Source organism: Salmonella sp. SJTUF14076 (assembly GCF_015534835.1).
GTDB classification, from domain to species: Bacteria; Pseudomonadota; Gammaproteobacteria; order Enterobacterales; family Enterobacteriaceae; genus Salmonella; species Salmonella enterica.
In genome coordinates this window covers 1,390,365-1,405,372 of sequence record NZ_CP064674.1, presented here as the reverse complement: position 1 = coordinate 1,405,372, position 15,008 = coordinate 1,390,365, and the positions used below count along the sequence as shown (strand labels likewise).

Here is a 15,008-nt window from a genome sequence, read left to right as displayed (position 1 = left end):
GCCCCGGTTTATCAAAAGTTTTTGCCAAACGTATTACATTGCGCCGGGTCACCGCTGTCAAAGCCACGCTTAAACCAGCTGTAGCGCTGTTCTGAGGTGCCGTGGGTAAAACTATCCGGCACGACGCGCCCCTGCCCCTGTTGTTGTAAGCGATCGTCGCCGATAGCCTGTGCGGCATTGAGCGCCTCTTCCAGATCGCCCGCCTCCAGTACGCCTTGCTGCTGCATACTGTGTCCCCACACGCCGGCAAAGCAATCCGCCTGTAGCTCCATGCGCACCGAAAGGCGATTCACCTCCGTTTGCGACGCGTTTTGCTGCAACTGGCGTACTTTCGGCTCAATACCTAACAGTTTTTGTACGTGGTGGCCGACTTCGTGGGCGATGACATAACCCTGGGCAAAATCACCGTCCGCGCCCAGCTTATTTTTCATATCATCGTAAAATGAGAGATCGATATAAACGGTGCCATCCGCCGGGCAGTAAAACGGCCCCATTACGGACTGACCCGCACCACAGCCGGTGCGCGTCATACCACGGTACATCACCAGTTTTGGCTGCTGATAGCCGCGCCCCATTTTTTGAAAGAGTTGACCCCAGGTATCTTCGGTCGTCGCCAGAATCACCGAGGTAAATTTTGCCGCTTCATCATCATTGGGGCTTATCGAACGCGTCGACTGCTGCTGCGAAACCGGCTGGCCGGTCAACAGACCGGTTAAATCCACCCCATAGTACCCTGCGACCAACACCACCACTAACAGAATGATGCCGCCTTTTCCGCGCGGAAGACGAAAGCCTGGGCCACCCAGCGAGGGGCCGCCTGGCCGATTACGTCTGTCCTCTACATTGTTGCTTTCACGACGCCCTTGCCAGCGCATAATCACCTCATTCTCTCTTTGTTATACAGATGATCGTAGGCGGTCAGGCGCAGGATTACCACAGGTAAACGCTATCAGAATGAGGAAAGGATGATACCGGAGAGCGGTTGCCCCCCGGTCAGAAGCGGAATTAATCTAATTTCACGCCCAGGCGATGCGCGACGGCTTCATAGGCTTCAATCAGACCGCCCAGACTCTGGCGGAAGCGGTCTTTGTCCATTTTGTCCAGCGTCTCTTTATCCCACAGGCGGCTGCCGTCCGGCGAAAACTCATCGCCCAGCACCACTTCGCCTTTATACAGGCCAAACTCCAGTTTGAAATCCACCAGGATAAGACCCGCGTCATCAAACAGTTTTTTCAGTACGTCGTTGGCTTTGTAGGTTAACTCTTTCATACGGGCCAGATTTTCCTGACTTACCCAACCGAACGTTTCACAGTAGGAACTATTCACCATCGGGTCGTGCAGCGCGTCGTTTTTCAGGAACAGATCGAATATCGGCGGGTTAAGCTCCATGCCTTCTTCCACGCCCAGACGCTTGACCAGCGACCCTGCCGCACGGTTGCGCACCACACATTCAACCGGCACCATCTCCAGCTTCTTCACCAGACACTCGGTATCAGACAGCAAACGTTCCATCTGGGTCGGGATGCCCGCCTCGGCCAGTTTAGTCATAATGAAATGGTTGAATTTGTTATTTACCATGCCCTTGCGATCAAACTGTTCAATGCGCGCGCCATCCCCTGCTGACGTATCATTGCGGAATTCGAGCACCAACAGGTCCGGGTTTTCCGTGCTGTATACGGTTTTCGCTTTACCACGATACAACTCAGCTTGCTTTTGCATCTTTAACACTCCTGGGTGTGAATTAACGATAAGTATTCATTTCCTGCTACGCCTGCCGGAGACGCCGGCCTGTAATTGTGGTGCGAAATAGCGGTTAAATCGCGTTTTTGTACCGACGCACACGTTTGCGTATCTTATCAGAAAAAAGGGCCGGATTACTCCAGCCCTGTTAAATTACTTGTTGAACGCTGCCTGGAAGACGGCAACCAGCGCGTCGTTCTGGCTTTGCGTCAGAGTATGCCCCTTAGGATCGATAAACTGCAAGCTGCTGCGGTTATCTAAATCGCCGACCTGCAATTTATAGTCTCCGGATGCCAGGCCCGGGTCGCTAGCGCCCAGATCCCGCCAGTCGCTGTCAGACAACGGTTTGTACGTTACCGCCATGCTGCCCTGAGAGCGAGTGCTGTCGGTGACTTTCATGCCCACTTTTTCCAGCGCGGCCGGGAGGCGTTGCCACACGAGGTTGAACGGACCGCGAACGACCAGCATAGGTAAACCGGTATCATCAGCGGCGCTCTGCACATCCATCGTTGCGGCGGAACGGTTCTGCGCGGCATTTGCCGCATCCGTAGCGGTCTTATCCAGACCGGCGGAAATGACGTTCATCATTTCCGTGCTATAGCGCTGCAGCGACGCCGCGTCAGCGACCGGCTTGCCAGCCTGTTCCAGATTAACCAGTTTTACCGTTACCGCCTGCTGATAGCCCTGCGGCTTCACCGAGATTTGATAACGTCCACGATACTGTTCGTCTTCATCCAGGCGGTTCCAGTTCACCCAATCGGTCGTCAGGGTCTGGCTGGCATCGTCACGTTTTTCAATCGGATAATTTTTAGCCTCAATCACGCTGACGACTTGCGGCCACAGCGTGCTGCTACGACCATTTTCCACCAATAGCGTAGCGGTATCGCCAGAGAACTGGGTACGCGCGCCGCTCACTAACGCTAACGGCTGCGCTGGCGGACGGATATCCAACGCCTTACCAACCGCGCCGCTCCCCTTCGTGACCGGAATAACGTAGTCGCCGGTCGTTATCGGCAGGATCATTCCTGCCGGGGCGTGAAGTTCAGCAAGCGGCGCGGCATCCAGATAGGATTCATCGCCGCTTACCTGGCGCTTGTAGCGCGAATCGGAACTACAGGCAGCGAGCAGCAAAACAAGCGAAACACCCGCAACCTTCGCCAGGCGCGACTTTTGTACTGAGTAAGCCATCAAATCTCCCTAAACTTTACAGCAGGCCAGCATGCTGAAGCGCTGCTTTGACGATGTCACGACCATGGTCCGTGATAGGCGTCATTGGCAGGCGCAGCGTGTCGGTCGCCACAAGACCCAATGCCTTACATGCCCATTTCACCGGGATAGGATTGGGTTCGACAAATAGTTTGTTGTGTAACGGCATCAGACGCTGGTTGATAGCGCGCGCCTCGGCAAATTGCCCTTCCGCCGCCAGTTTGCACATGTCAGCCATATCGCGCGCCGCTACGTTAGCAGTAACGGAAATCACGCCATGACCACCCAGTTGCATAAAGTCCAGCGCGGACGCGTCATCGCCGCTAAGCAGAATAAAATCGTCTGAAACCAGCTCTTTGATCTGGTGAACGCGGGTTAAGTTCCCTGTCGCCTCTTTGATAGCGATAATATTTTTTATTTCCGCCAGACGACCCACGGTTTCCGGCAACATGTCGCAACCGGTACGGGACGGCACATTATACAGAATTTGCGGCAAGGCAGTGTGTTCCGCGATGGCTTTGAAATGCTGGAACAAACCTTCCTGCGTGGGGCGATTGTAGTACGGCGTTACCGTCAGGCAGCCAACAATGCCGCTATCGTTAAAACGCTGCGTCAGGCTAATCGCTTCCGCGGTCGCGTTTGCGCCCGTGCCAGCGATAACCGGAATACGTCCGTCAGCCAGTTCCAGCGTCATCATCACGACATCGCCATGTTCATCATGGCTTAGCGTGGCAGACTCGCCGGTGGTGCCAACCGAAACAATCGCCGAGGTACCGTTGGCGACATGATAATCAATGAGTTTTTTCAGGCAAGACCTACTGACGTTACCTTTCTCATCCATCGGCGTAACAAGCGCGACAATACTTCCCGTGAACATGGGCCATCCTCTGTGCAAACAAGTCCCTCAATGGTACGTTTGGTATGGCAATAAAAGCAAGCGACCAAAGCCGTTCTGATTGTTGTATGCAGGTTTTTTTTATGGTTTCCTTAAGATTACCTCACCGCTCAAAGGAATAACTGGTTTGACACCGTCATCACAACACTATTTGGTTATCACTGCGCTGGGCGCCGACAGGCCCGGTATTGTGAATACCATTACTCGCCATGTCAGCAGTTGCGGCTGTAATATCGAAGACAGCCGACTGGCGATGCTGGGCGATGAATTCACGTTTATTATGCTGTTGTCCGGCACGTGGAACGCGATTACCTTGATTGAATCGACATTGCCGTTAAAAGGCGCGGAGCTGGATCTGCTGATTGTGATGAAACGGACGTCCGACCGCCCCCGCCCGGCAATGCCTGCGACGGTATGGGTTCAGGTTGAGGTCGCCGACTCCCCGCATTTAATTGAGCGATTCACCGCGCTGTTTAATAGTCATGAAATGAATATTGCGGAGCTGGTCTCCCGCACGCAGCCGGCTGAAGGTGATAAAGCTGCGCAATTATTTATTCAAATCACCGCACATAGCCCGGCGTCGCAAAATTCCGCAAATATTGAGCAAGCCTTTAAAGCACTATGTACAGAACTCAATGCGCAAGGCAGTATAAACGTCGTCAATTACTCACAACATGATGAACAGGATGGAGTTAAGTAATGAATCCACTGAAAGCCGGTGATATCGCACCGAAATTTAGCTTGCCGGATCAAGACGGGGAACAAGTAAATTTGACCGACTTCCAGGGGCAGCGCGTTCTGGTTTATTTCTACCCAAAAGCCATGACACCCGGCTGTACCGTGCAGGCCTGCGGCTTACGCGATAACATGGACGAGCTTAAAAAAGCAGGCGTGGACGTGCTGGGCATCAGCACCGATAAACCTGAAAAACTCTCCCGTTTCGCTGAAAAAGAGCTGCTGAACTTTACCCTTTTGTCCGATGAAAACCATCAGGTGTGTGAACAGTTCGGCGTCTGGGGCGAAAAGTCGTTTATGGGCAAAACGTATGACGGCATTCACCGCATCAGCTTTTTGATTGACGCTGATGGTAAGATTGAGCACGTCTTTAATGATTTTAAAACCAGCAATCACCATGATGTGGTGCTGAACTGGCTGAAAGAAAACGCGTAAAAGCCTCAGGCCGCGCTGATGTGCGGCCTGGAAAGGGAATGCGCCGTCAGGCTTGCCGCGCCAGACGCCATATCGCCGCCACATTGCGCGCCGACAGGCTCAGATTATATTCTGCCTCGTGTAAGGCTTCCGGCAGCGTAACGATATGCGACAAAATCGACAGCGCCGCATCGATACCCTGTTGATACACAACGTGATGATCGTGTTGCAGCCCACCGGCGAGCGCGATAACCGGTTTATGATACCGCTTCGCCACTCTGGCGACGCCAATCGGCGTCTTGCCGCAAATACTTTGGCTGTCCAGCCGCCCTTCTCCGGTAATCACCAGATCGGCATCTTTAACCGCCTGCTCAAGCTGTAGCGTTTCCACGACAATCTCTACGCCGGCGCGTAATTCCGCATTGAGCAACCCCAAAAGCGCGGCGCCCATTCCACCTGCCGCGCCCGCGCCGGGAGCGTTAATCACCTCACGTCCCGTAGCCTGATAAATATGCCGGCCCCAGTTTTCCAGCGCCGCGTCCAGGGTGTTCACCATTTCCGCTGTCGCCCCTTTTTGTGGGCCAAAAATGGCCGATGCGCCCTGGGGACCACACAGCGGATTGTTGACATCGCACGCCACGGTTATCGATACCTTACGCAGCAATGGGTGACAACCGGACAGATCGATAGAGGCCAGCGCCGCCAGCGCCTCGCCGCCCGGAGAAAGCGAGCGCCCCTGTTTATCGCGCAATATAACGCCAAGCGCCTGCATCATCCCCGCGCCGCCGTCATTCGTCGCGCTGCCGCCAATTCCCAGAATAATACGCTTTACGCCACGCTCCAGCGCCGCGACAATTAACTCGCCGGTGCCGTAGCTGGTGGTATTAAGCGGGTTGCGCAATTCAGGCGAAACGTGATGCAGCCCGGATGCCGCCGCCATTTCAATCACGGCGGTATCGCTATCGCCCAGCATTCCCCAGCGCGCGGCCACCGGTTGCCCAAGCGGGCCTTGTACCCACTGGTCAACATAACGCCCGCCGCTGGCCTCCACCATTGATTGTACGGTTCCTTCCCCGCCATCCGCCATGGGCACTTTAACGTAGTCGGCGTCAGGATAAATTTCGCGGAACCCCTTTTCTATCGCCTCAGCGACCGCCATTGCGGACAAACTTTCTTTAAATGAATCAGGAGCAATAACAATTTTCATAGGGATTATCCTGCAAAACCAAAGAAACCGAACATCAGAGTAGAAATAAAGGTAATGGCTAACCCCACCAGCGTTTCATACGGCATTAGCTTTAAACGTTCATGAATTTGCATATTGACGCTGCCGCCCGTCGCGTGGAAAAAGCTGCCGTGCGGCAGATGGTCCAGCACCGTGGCGCCCGCATGGATCATAGCGGCTCCCGCCAGGGCGGAAACGCCAAGTTCAAGTAACGTGGGAGAGAAAACGCCGGACGCCACCGCCGTTCCCGCTGTGGTTGAGGCCGTCGCCATTGACATCATGGCGCCAGACACGGGCGCCAGCAGCCAGGATGGCAATCCCGAAGCGGTGAGGCCATGAATCAGGACATCTTTAAGTTCGGAATTAGCGATAATGCCGGCCAGCGTACCGGTTCCCAGCAACATAATAGCGACAGGCGCCATACGCATCAGACCGGCGACCATGTACTGGTTACAGTGGCGCGCGCGTCCCATCAACAGCAGACCGACCAATCCCCCTACGGGCAGGGCAATTAACGGGTCAATGGAAATGCCGGCAAACGGACGGAGAGAAAGCAGGAAAATAGCGACCAGCGGCGCGCTAATCGCCACCAGAAAGCCGGGTCTGGCGACGGAGTCATCATGGTGAGTCACTTCATGATCGGCGACGCCCGCGCCTTTATTATTCAGCCGTTTCGCTAACAGATAGGCGATAATAAGCCCAACGATGCCCGGAACCACGCCCGCCAGCATAATAGAGGTAAGAGGAACATGAAACGCATCGGAGGCGGCAATAGCGTTCGGGTTGGGTGACATCACGTTACCCGCTTTGCCGCCGCCGACCATCGCCAGCAGAATAGCGCTTTTTGACAGGCCTGCATTACGCGCAATCGACAGCGCAATCGGCGCGACGGTAATCACCGCCACATCAATAAATACGCCGACGGCGGTCAGACATAGTGTGGCAATGGCTAATGCCAATAACGCCCGGGTTTCCCCCACTTTGCGGACAATCGTCTCAGCAATCGTATTCGCCGCCCCGGACTCAATTAATACGCCCGCCAGTACGCCTGCGGCCAGAATACGCAATACAGCATTAACGATGCCCTGCGCGCCTGACACCATCAGCGACACGGTTTGCAGAAGATCGGCGCCGCCAATCAAACCGCCGACCAGCGCGCCCGCCATCATGCCGTAGGCTGGCGACACTTTTCTTAAAATTAATACGATGGCCACAACCAATGCGGCAATGGCTCCCAGGGTGGATATCGACGTCATATACTGCGCCTCCTTTAACATGGAGCGCGCAGTATGGAAAAACCCGCCTAAAAATCCGCTGGAGCTTTCAACAAATTTCGATTCGACCTGGCAGCGGTAACTTGTCGGACGGTACAGATTCGGCCTGGAGCTCCATACCAATATAAAGCCAAAGCGTACTTTTTAACTCGTTGATTTTTATGTGCGTAATATCCTCACAGCGCTGTAAGCGATAGCGCAATGTATTCACATGAATATGCAATGCTTTGGCCGTTTGCGTCAGGTCACAATTATGTTCAAACCAGGTCCGCAGCGTCTGTTGCAATACGCCTTTCGCGTCATGTTGCGCCAGTTGTAGCCACAGACGCGATAACTCCTGCACTTGCCAACTTTCAGACAGCCCGCTTAGCAGCGCGGGAAGCGCGTGGTCATGATAAAAAATGTACTGGCTGCGCAGCTTTTGTCTTTTCGCCATCGCCTGCGTGGCTCTCGCAGTGAGCAAAGATCGGTGCAATCCCGTCTCGCCGGCAAAATAGCCCCCAACCAAAATACGGCTAAAGCCCGATGATGCAGCCCATGATTTAAAAATCTGCAATTCCCCCATTTCCTGGCGGGTATTCCACTTTCCCTCTTTTAACGTGATAGGCTTAATAATGATTAATTCATTAAATTCGGTAAACGTCACCAAATGGTTGCGCGCGTGATTCTCGAAATAATCCATTACATTGCGCAACGCTTCGCGATCCGGCTGGGAAAGTTCAATAATTAGCACCACTCTGGGAACCGCCAGATCAATACCCAGATAGGCCGCCATGGATCGCAACGACTCTGTTGAATTTTCCCGCAAAATCAATTGGTTGATCAGCTCTTCGCGATAGCGTTTATCCCATTGTCGCTGTTCGATCAGCACCATATGCTCGATCACCAGCTCCGCCGCCATTTTAACCAGCTCGGCATACGCGCGAACCTCCTCCGGCTCGCCGGTAATGCCGACCACGCCGATAAGCTGTTCATGAAAAGAGATGGGAAGATTAATGCCGGATCGCACGCCTTTAAGCTGATTGGCGGTAGCGGAATCAATTTCTACAATACGGTTTTCCTTCAGCGCCAGAATGGCCCCTTCGTGACGCTGGCGAAGCCGCGAAGGTTCGCCAGACGCGATAATGACGCCATGCTCATCCATGACGTTTACCGAGTAAGGAATAATTTTCATGGCTCGCTGTACAATTTGCCGCGCGGTATACCCTTTCAAGTAATGTTTTCTCAACACACTCATTCCCTGTTTCGTTATCGCTTCACATTAAAAAAACAATCTCGCATCAATGATGTCACTTATTAACGAGTTTCTCAGAAGAATGCTTAGGCTAAGTCACCAAATTTTGGCGGCTTTACAGCGAGAATTTTGTAGGTTCCGACAATAAAAATGCCGCAACACGGTGCGGCATTAAAAAAAAGAGCGGCTTTCTAAGCGCTTGTCCCTCATCAGGCGTGCGCAAAATGGCGGCAGGGTACTATGATGTTGTTCACGCTTTACAACTTTTGTACAGACCGCTCAGGATGAGGTATCCGTCACCTGACCATCCGGCCAGGCATGGACAACGGCTTTAATCAGCGTCGCCAATGGAATGGCGAAAAACACCCCCCAGAAACCCCACAGACCGCCGAAAATCACCACTGACAGAATAATCACCAGCGGATGCAAATTCACCGCTTCGGAGAAAAGTACCGGTACCAGCAGATTGCCATCCAGCGCCTGAATAATCAGATAAACGGCAAAACAGCTCCAGAATTCCGTCCCCAGGCCAAACTGAAACAGCGCGACGCCCACCACCGGAATTGTCACCACAAAGGCGCCGATATAGGGGATCAGGACCGAAAAGCCCACCAGTACCGCCAACAGTAGCGAATAGTTGAGGCCAAACAGCAAAAAGCCCAGCCAGGTCGCCACGCCCACCACTACCATCTCCAGCACTTTTCCGCGGATATAGTTGGTGATCTGCTGATTCATCTCATTCCACACCTGCCCCGCCAGCCCGCGATTACGCGGCAGTACGCGGCGCACGGCATTCAGCATCTGCTCTTTATCTTTTACCAGGAAAAAGACCATCAGCGGCACCAGCACCAGATATACCGCCAGCGTCAGTAGCCCGACTAACGACGCCAGCGAATACTTCACCACCGAATCGCCCATGTTAAGCATCCGGGTACGCATGTTTTCCGCCATCGCATCAATAATGCCCGCATCCATCAGCGCCGGATAGCGTCGCGGCAAGGTCGCGGCAAAATCGGACAGTTTATTCAGCATACCGGGCATATCACGAATCAGGTAAATACCCTGCTGCCAGGCAATCGGCATCACCACAAACGCCATTAATAACAGAATGCCGACAAAGAGGATAAGGACAATGGAGGCTGCCCAGCGCCGGGAACAGCCAATCGCCTGCAGGCGCGCCGTCGGCCACTCCAGCAGGTAGGCCAGTACGATTGCGACCAGCAGCGGCGCTAACAGGCCGCTAAAGAAAAAGAGGATGCTAAAACCAGCCACCAGAATGACCAGCAAGGCAATCGCCTCCGGGTCGCTGAAGCGACGGCGATACCATTGCATTAACATTTCGAGCATAAAACCCTTCCCAGAACTCAACTGCGGGATTGTGATGCCGAATTGTATCGAAATGTCACAAAAAAGACTTCGCTTTTTATCGTTGATTCAGGAAACTAAAATAGTGAGTCTGTGCTCATCACAGTTACACTTATGAAGTGTCGGAGCGTGGAACGATATTTCACGACGTTGGTCAAAGGGCTATCTCAAAACAACAGGATAGAGGTTATGTTCAGGCAGTTGAAAAAAAACCTGGTGGCAACCCTCATTGCAGCATTGGCTCTCGGTCAGGTCGCGCCCGCATTTGCCGACCCTGCCGACACGCTGCCCGATATGGGAACCTCGGCAGGAAGCACGCTTTCTATCGGACAAGAGATGCAAATGGGCGACTTTTATGTGCGCCAGCTACGCGGCAGCGCGCCGTTAATCAACGATCCGCTGCTGGTGCAATACATTAACGCGCTGGGGATGCGTCTGGTCTCGCACGCCGACTCCGTCAAAACGCCCTTCCATTTTTTCTTGATCAATAATGACGAAATCAACGCGTTCGCGTTCTTTGGCGGCAATGTGGTGCTGCACTCGGCGCTTTTTCGCTACGCGGATAACGAAAGCCAGCTAGCTTCAGTCATGGCGCATGAAATCTCCCACGTGACGCAGCGCCACCTGGCGCGCGCGATGGAAGATCAAAAGCGCAGCGCGCCGCTTACCTGGGTGGGCGCGCTGGGTTCCATTTTGCTGGCCATGGCCAGCCCACAGGCCGGTATGGCGGCGCTAACCGGTACTCTGGCGGGAACGCGCCAGGGAATGATAAGTTTCACCCAGCAAAATGAGCAAGAAGCCGACCGTATTGGTATTCAGGTACTGCAACGCGCCGGATTTGACCCACAGGCGATGCCCTCTTTCCTCGAAAAACTGCTCGACCAGGCGCGTTACTCCACGCGCCCGCCTGAAATTTTGCTCACTCACCCCTTACCGGAAAGCCGCCTTGCGGATGCCCGCAACCGTGCCAACCAGATGCGCCCGGTCGTGGTGCAATCTTCCGCCGACTTTTATTTCGCCAAAGCGCGCGCCCTGGGAATGTACAATTCCGGACGTAACCAGCTCACCAGCGACCTGCTGGATCAGTGGTCTAAAGGCAACGTGCGTCAGCAACATGCGGCGCAATATGGCCGGGCGTTGCAGGCGATGGAAGCGAGCAAGTACGATGAAGCGCGCAAAACGTTGCAGCCGCTATTAAGCGCGGAACCGAATAATGCCTGGTATCTTGACCTCGCCACCGATATTGACCTGGGGCAGAAAAGAGCCAACGACGCGATTAATCGCCTGAAAAATGCCCGCGATCTGCGCGTTAATCCTGTGCTGCAGTTAAACCTCGCCAATGCGTACCTCCAGGGAGGCCAGCCAAAAGCGGCGGAAACCATTCTGAATCGCTACACCTTTAGCCATAAAGATGACGGTAACGGCTGGGATCTGCTTGCTCAGGCCGAAGCCGCGCTGAACAACCGCGATCAGGAGCTGGCGGCGCGCGCTGAAAGTTATGCGCTGGCGGGACGACTGGATCAGGCAATTTCACTGCTCAGCAGCGCCAGCGCCCAGGCAAAACTGGGTAGTCAGCAACAGGCGCGTTACGATGCGCGTATCGACCAGTTGCGCCAGTTACAGGAACGCTTCAAGCCATACACGAAAATGTAATCGCCGTTTATTAGCCGGATGGCGTCACAAGGAGAACTCATGACCGACACGATTAAAATCTACCATAACCCGCGCTGCTCGAAGAGCCGCGACACGCTGAACCTGCTGAAATCTAACGGCGTGGAACCGGAAGTGGTGCTTTATCTGGATACGCCCGCCGATGCCGCCACCGTGCGGGAACTGCTGCGTATGTTGGGCATGTCCAGCGCGCGCGAACTGATGCGCCAGAAAGAAGATCTCTATAAGACGCTTCACCTGGCGGATAGCCAGCTGAGTGAAGAGGCGTTAATCCAGGCGCTGGTTGAACACCCTAAACTGATGGAGCGCCCCATTGTGGTAGCAAATGGTCAGGCGCGTATTGGCCGACCGCCTGAGCAGGTGCTGGACATCCTCGGTTAACCGTTAAACGCCGCCGTCGCGGCGTATTACAGTTTCAGGATCTCTTTGACAAACGGGATCGTCAGTTTTCGCTGGGCAGTGATCGACGCATGATCGAGCTGATCCAGCGTCATAAACAGCGTGCGCATTTCGCGATCAAGACGTTTGAGTAAAAACCGCCCGACATCTTCCGGCAGTTCAAACCCCCGTAACCGGGCGCGCAACTGTAGCGCCTGAAGTTTGTCTTCATCGGAAAGAGGCTGGAGTTTATAGATTTGCCCCCAGTCCAGACGGGAAGCGAGATCGGGCAAGCCCAGATTTAACTGTCTTGGCGGACGATCGCCGGTGATCAATAACCGCGTCTTACCGGACTCCAGAATGCGGTTATAGAGATCAAAGATCGCCATCTCCCACAGTTCATCGCCAGCGACACACTCAATGTTATCAATACACACCAGCGAGAGGTGTTCCATACCGTCGAGCACTTCCGGCACGAACCAGGTACGTTTATCGAGCGGGACGTAGCCTACCGCATCTCCACGCTGCGACAATTCAGCGCAGGCGGCGTGCAGCAAATGGCTGCGGCCCGCGCCTTCACGCGCCCAAAGGTAGATATATCCACTATGTTCCTGGCGCAACACGTTTTGTAACGCGGCCAGTAGAGAGGCGTTATCCCCCGGCCAGAAACTTGCGAAAGTTTCGTCGTCAGGAAGATAAAGTGGCAAAGAGAGCTGTGCCGGTGTGTTCAGAGATACCTCAACCCAGGATGACATAAAATCGCGCTGAGTTTACCACATAATTCCCGTGAGATAGAACCGGGCAGCATCGCTGCCCGGCAACCCGTTACTGATGCGGAGGCTCCGCATCATTTGCCTCCAGAACCACTTCTTCCGGACGCAACAGGCTAATCAGTTTAAAAATCAGGCTCAGGCCAATCCCGACGATGGTCGCCAGCGCCATCCCTTTCAATTCTGCCGCGCCGATATGCACTTTCGCGCCGCTCACGCCGATGATCAAAATCACCGAGGTGAGGATCAGGTTTTGCGCTTTGTTGTAATCGACTTTCGATTCGATCAAGACGCGAATCCCCGACGCGCCGATGACGCCGTACAACAGCAGCGAGACGCCGCCCATCACGGGTAACGGGATAATCTGAATCGCCGCCGCCAGTTTGCCGACGCAGGAAAGCAGAATGGCGAAAATCGCCGCGCCGCCGATAACCCAGGTACTGTAAACGCGGGTGATCGCCATGACGCCAATATTTTCCCCATAGGTGGTATTCGGCGTGGAGCCGAAGAAACCGGAAATGATCGTCGACAGTCCGTTAGCGAACATCGAGCGGTGCAAACCGGGATCGCGCACTAAATCTTTTTTGACGATATTCGCCGTCACCACCAGATGACCGACATGCTCAGCAATCACGACCAACGCCGCGGGCAGAATCGTCAGGATCGCGAACCATTCAAAACGCGGCGTATAGAAGGTCGGCAGCGCAAACCAGTGTGCCTGGGCAATCGGCGTGGTATCGACCACCCCCAGCGCGAATGACAGCGCATAGCCCGCCAGCACGCCGATCAAAATCGGAATGATCGCCAGGAAACCGCGAAACAGTACGGAGCCGAACACCGTCACCGCCAGCGTGACCATGGAGATAATAATTGTTTTCGTGTCCGGCGACTGCCCTTGCGCAGGCAGTAATCCGGCCATCCCCGCCGCGACGCCAGCCAGCTCCAGACCGATGACGGCAACGATTGCGCCCATTGCCGCAGGCGGGAACATCACATCCAGCCAGCCGGTGCCCGCTTTTTTAACGATGAAAGAGACCAGACAGAACAACACGCCGCACATAATAAAACCGCCCAGCGCCACTTCATAACCCAGCGGCAACAACAGTAATACCGGGGAAATAAAGGCAAAGCTCGATCCGAGGTAGGCAGGAATTTTACCTTTGCAGATAAAGAGATACAGCAACGTTCCGATACCGTTAAACAGCAGCACCGTCGCGGGATTGATATGAAACAGAACTGGCACCAGCACGGTCGCGCCAAACATGGCGAAAAGGTGCTGTAAACTAAGCGGGATTGTCTGTAAAAGCGGCGGTCTTTCACTCACCCCGATAGCACGGCGCGTCATAGTGTTTTCCTCTAAGTGTGTTTGTTATGAGTGGTTTTATTCAAAAAAAAGCCGACTCTTAAAGTCGGCTTTTAATTATTTATTCACTTATTTGGTACCAAAAATCTTATCGCCGGCATCGCCAAGCCCCGGAATAATGTATCCGTGCTCGTTAAGCCCCTGATCGATAGAGGCGGTGTACAGTTCAACGTCCGGGTGCGCTTTTTCCAGCGCCGCAATGCCTTCCGGCGCGGCGACCAGCACCAGCACCTTAATGCTGCTACAGCCTGCTTTTTTCAGCAGGTCGATGGTCGCGATGACAGAACCGCCGGTCGCCAGCATCGGGTCGACGATCAGCGCCATGCGCTCATCAATGTTCGATACCAGTTTCTGGAAATAAGGTACTGGCTCAAGCGTCTCTTCGTTACGGTACATCCCGACTACGCTGATACGCGCGCTCGGTACATTTTCCAGAACGCCTTCCATCATGCCCAGACCCGCGCGCAGAATCGGCACAACGGTAATTTTTTTACCTTTGATCTGGTCGATTTCCACCGGGCCATTCCAGCCTTCGATGGTGACTTTTTCCGTTTCCAGGTCGGCTGTCGCTTCATACGTCAGCAGGCTGCCTACTTCTGAGGCGAGTTCACGAAAGCGTTTAGTGCTAATGTCGTTTTCACGCATCAGACCCAGCTTGTGTTTGACGAGTGGGTGTTTGACTTCCACGATCTTCATACTCTTCTCCTATCCTCAGATGACTGGCAACCACAAAAAAAA

The 15,008-nt window shown here is 54.1% G+C and carries 15 protein-coding genes; 4 read left to right on the top strand and 11 right to left on the bottom strand.

Annotated elements, in window-relative coordinates; translation table 11 throughout:
• Positions 1-11: 11 nt before the first annotated feature.
• The 4 genes from HU143_RS06730 to dapA form a co-directional block, all read right to left on the bottom strand.
• Positions 12-875, bottom strand: coding sequence for a neutral zinc metallopeptidase (locus tag HU143_RS06730; protein ID WP_001267523.1), 864 nt, complete (start codon positions 873-875; stop codon positions 12-14).
• Between the two features lie 130 nt (positions 876-1,005).
• Positions 1,006-1,719: a phosphoribosylaminoimidazolesuccinocarboxamide synthase gene (purC, locus tag HU143_RS06725; RefSeq protein WP_001171630.1), complete on the bottom strand. Its 714-nt coding sequence runs from the start codon at positions 1,717-1,719 to the stop codon at positions 1,006-1,008.
• A gap of 174 nt (positions 1,720-1,893) precedes the next feature.
• Positions 1,894-2,928 carry an outer membrane protein assembly factor BamC gene (gene bamC, locus HU143_RS06720; RefSeq protein ID WP_001619327.1) on the bottom strand — a complete coding sequence of 345 codons (1,035 nt, stop codon included), beginning with the start codon at positions 2,926-2,928 and terminating at the stop codon, positions 1,894-1,896.
• Positions 2,929-2,944: 16 nt separating this feature from the next.
• A complete protein-coding gene (dapA, locus tag HU143_RS06715; protein ID WP_023227044.1) occupies positions 2,945-3,823 on the bottom strand; it encodes a 4-hydroxy-tetrahydrodipicolinate synthase in 879 nt (292 codons plus the stop codon).
• A 145-nt stretch (positions 3,824-3,968) separates the two neighbouring features.
• Between dapA and HU143_RS06710 the strand changes: the two genes are divergently transcribed.
• A complete protein-coding gene (locus tag HU143_RS06710; protein ID WP_000189061.1) occupies positions 3,969-4,541 on the top strand; it encodes a glycine cleavage system transcriptional repressor in 573 nt (190 codons plus the stop codon).
• A complete protein-coding gene (gene bcp / locus HU143_RS06705; RefSeq protein WP_001068686.1) occupies positions 4,541-5,011 on the top strand; it encodes a thioredoxin-dependent thiol peroxidase in 471 nt (156 codons plus the stop codon). The genes HU143_RS06710 and bcp overlap by 1 nt, the downstream gene beginning before the upstream one ends.
• 46 nt (positions 5,012-5,057) lie before the next feature.
• Here bcp and HU143_RS06700 read toward each other — a convergent pair whose 3' ends face one another.
• The 4 genes from HU143_RS06700 to HU143_RS06685 all read right to left on the bottom strand — a co-directional run bounded on the left by HU143_RS06700 (position 5,058) and on the right by HU143_RS06685 (position 10,070).
• Positions 5,058-6,197 (bottom strand): glycerate kinase, encoded by a 1,140-nt coding sequence (locus HU143_RS06700; protein ID WP_000706377.1) that lies wholly within the window; start codon positions 6,195-6,197, stop codon positions 5,058-5,060.
• A gap of 5 nt (positions 6,198-6,202) precedes the next feature.
• Entirely contained in the window at positions 6,203-7,471 is a 1,269-nt protein-coding gene (locus HU143_RS06695; protein ID WP_000200859.1) for a GntP family permease, read from the bottom strand.
• A gap of 67 nt (positions 7,472-7,538) precedes the next feature.
• Complete coding sequence (locus tag HU143_RS06690; protein WP_001533732.1) at positions 7,539-8,726, bottom strand: sugar diacid recognition domain-containing protein; 1,188 nt, start codon at positions 8,724-8,726, stop codon at positions 7,539-7,541.
• Between the two features lie 276 nt (positions 8,727-9,002).
• Positions 9,003-10,070, bottom strand: a complete 1,068-nt coding sequence (locus HU143_RS06685) for an AI-2E family transporter (RefSeq protein WP_000892057.1) — start codon at positions 10,068-10,070, stop codon at positions 9,003-9,005.
• Between the two features lie 207 nt (positions 10,071-10,277).
• Between HU143_RS06685 and bepA the strand changes: the two genes are divergently transcribed.
• A complete protein-coding gene (gene bepA / locus HU143_RS06680; RefSeq protein WP_000489630.1) occupies positions 10,278-11,741 on the top strand; it encodes a beta-barrel assembly-enhancing protease in 1,464 nt (487 codons plus the stop codon).
• 39 nt (positions 11,742-11,780) lie between these two features.
• Positions 11,781-12,140 carry an arsenate reductase (glutaredoxin) gene (arsC, locus tag HU143_RS06675; RefSeq protein ID WP_000132650.1) on the top strand — a complete coding sequence of 120 codons (360 nt, stop codon included), beginning with the start codon at positions 11,781-11,783 and terminating at the stop codon, positions 12,138-12,140.
• Between the two features lie 26 nt (positions 12,141-12,166).
• Here the strand turns inward: arsC and HU143_RS06670 are convergent, their stop codons facing one another.
• The 3 genes from HU143_RS06670 to upp form a co-directional block, all read right to left on the bottom strand.
• Positions 12,167-12,868, bottom strand: a complete 702-nt coding sequence (locus HU143_RS06670; protein WP_061835882.1) for a DnaA inactivator Hda — start codon at positions 12,866-12,868, stop codon at positions 12,167-12,169.
• 94 nt (positions 12,869-12,962) lie between these two features.
• Positions 12,963-14,252, bottom strand: a complete 1,290-nt coding sequence (gene uraA, locus HU143_RS06665; RefSeq protein WP_000198339.1) for a uracil permease — start codon at positions 14,250-14,252, stop codon at positions 12,963-12,965.
• An 87-nt stretch (positions 14,253-14,339) separates the two neighbouring features.
• Positions 14,340-14,966 carry a uracil phosphoribosyltransferase gene (gene upp, locus HU143_RS06660; RefSeq protein WP_000706208.1) on the bottom strand — a complete coding sequence of 209 codons (627 nt, stop codon included), beginning with the start codon at positions 14,964-14,966 and terminating at the stop codon, positions 14,340-14,342.
• Positions 14,967-15,008 lie beyond the last annotated feature (42 nt).

Excerpts from the sequence above, each read along its gene's own strand:
- upp (WP_000706208.1), bottom strand. The coding sequence starts at position 14,966 with ATGAAGATCGTGGAAGTCAAACACCCACTCGTCAAACACAAGCTGGGT.
- dapA (WP_023227044.1), bottom strand. The coding sequence starts at position 3,823 with ATGTTCACGGGAAGTATTGTCGCGCTTGTTACGCCGATGGATGAGAAA.
- arsC (WP_000132650.1), top strand. The coding sequence starts at position 11,781 with ATGACCGACACGATTAAAATCTACCATAACCCGCGCTGCTCGAAGAGC.
- HU143_RS06690 (WP_001533732.1), bottom strand. The coding sequence starts at position 8,726 with ATGAGTGTGTTGAGAAAACATTACTTGAAAGGGTATACCGCGCGGCAA.
- uraA (WP_000198339.1), bottom strand. The coding sequence starts at position 14,252 with ATGACGCGCCGTGCTATCGGGGTGAGTGAAAGACCGCCGCTTTTACAG.
- purC (WP_001171630.1), bottom strand. The coding sequence starts at position 1,719 with ATGCAAAAGCAAGCTGAGTTGTATCGTGGTAAAGCGAAAACCGTATAC.
- HU143_RS06730 (WP_001267523.1), bottom strand. The coding sequence starts at position 875 with ATGCGCTGGCAAGGGCGTCGTGAAAGCAACAATGTAGAGGACAGACGT.
- HU143_RS06700 (WP_000706377.1), bottom strand. The coding sequence starts at position 6,197 with ATGAAAATTGTTATTGCTCCTGATTCATTTAAAGAAAGTTTGTCCGCA.
- bcp (WP_001068686.1), top strand. The coding sequence starts at position 4,541 with ATGAATCCACTGAAAGCCGGTGATATCGCACCGAAATTTAGCTTGCCG.
- HU143_RS06685 (WP_000892057.1), bottom strand. The coding sequence starts at position 10,070 with ATGCTCGAAATGTTAATGCAATGGTATCGCCGTCGCTTCAGCGACCCG.
- bepA (WP_000489630.1), top strand. The coding sequence starts at position 10,278 with ATGTTCAGGCAGTTGAAAAAAAACCTGGTGGCAACCCTCATTGCAGCA.
- HU143_RS06695 (WP_000200859.1), bottom strand. The coding sequence starts at position 7,471 with ATGACGTCGATATCCACCCTGGGAGCCATTGCCGCATTGGTTGTGGCC.
- bamC (WP_001619327.1), bottom strand. The coding sequence starts at position 2,928 with ATGGCTTACTCAGTACAAAAGTCGCGCCTGGCGAAGGTTGCGGGTGTT.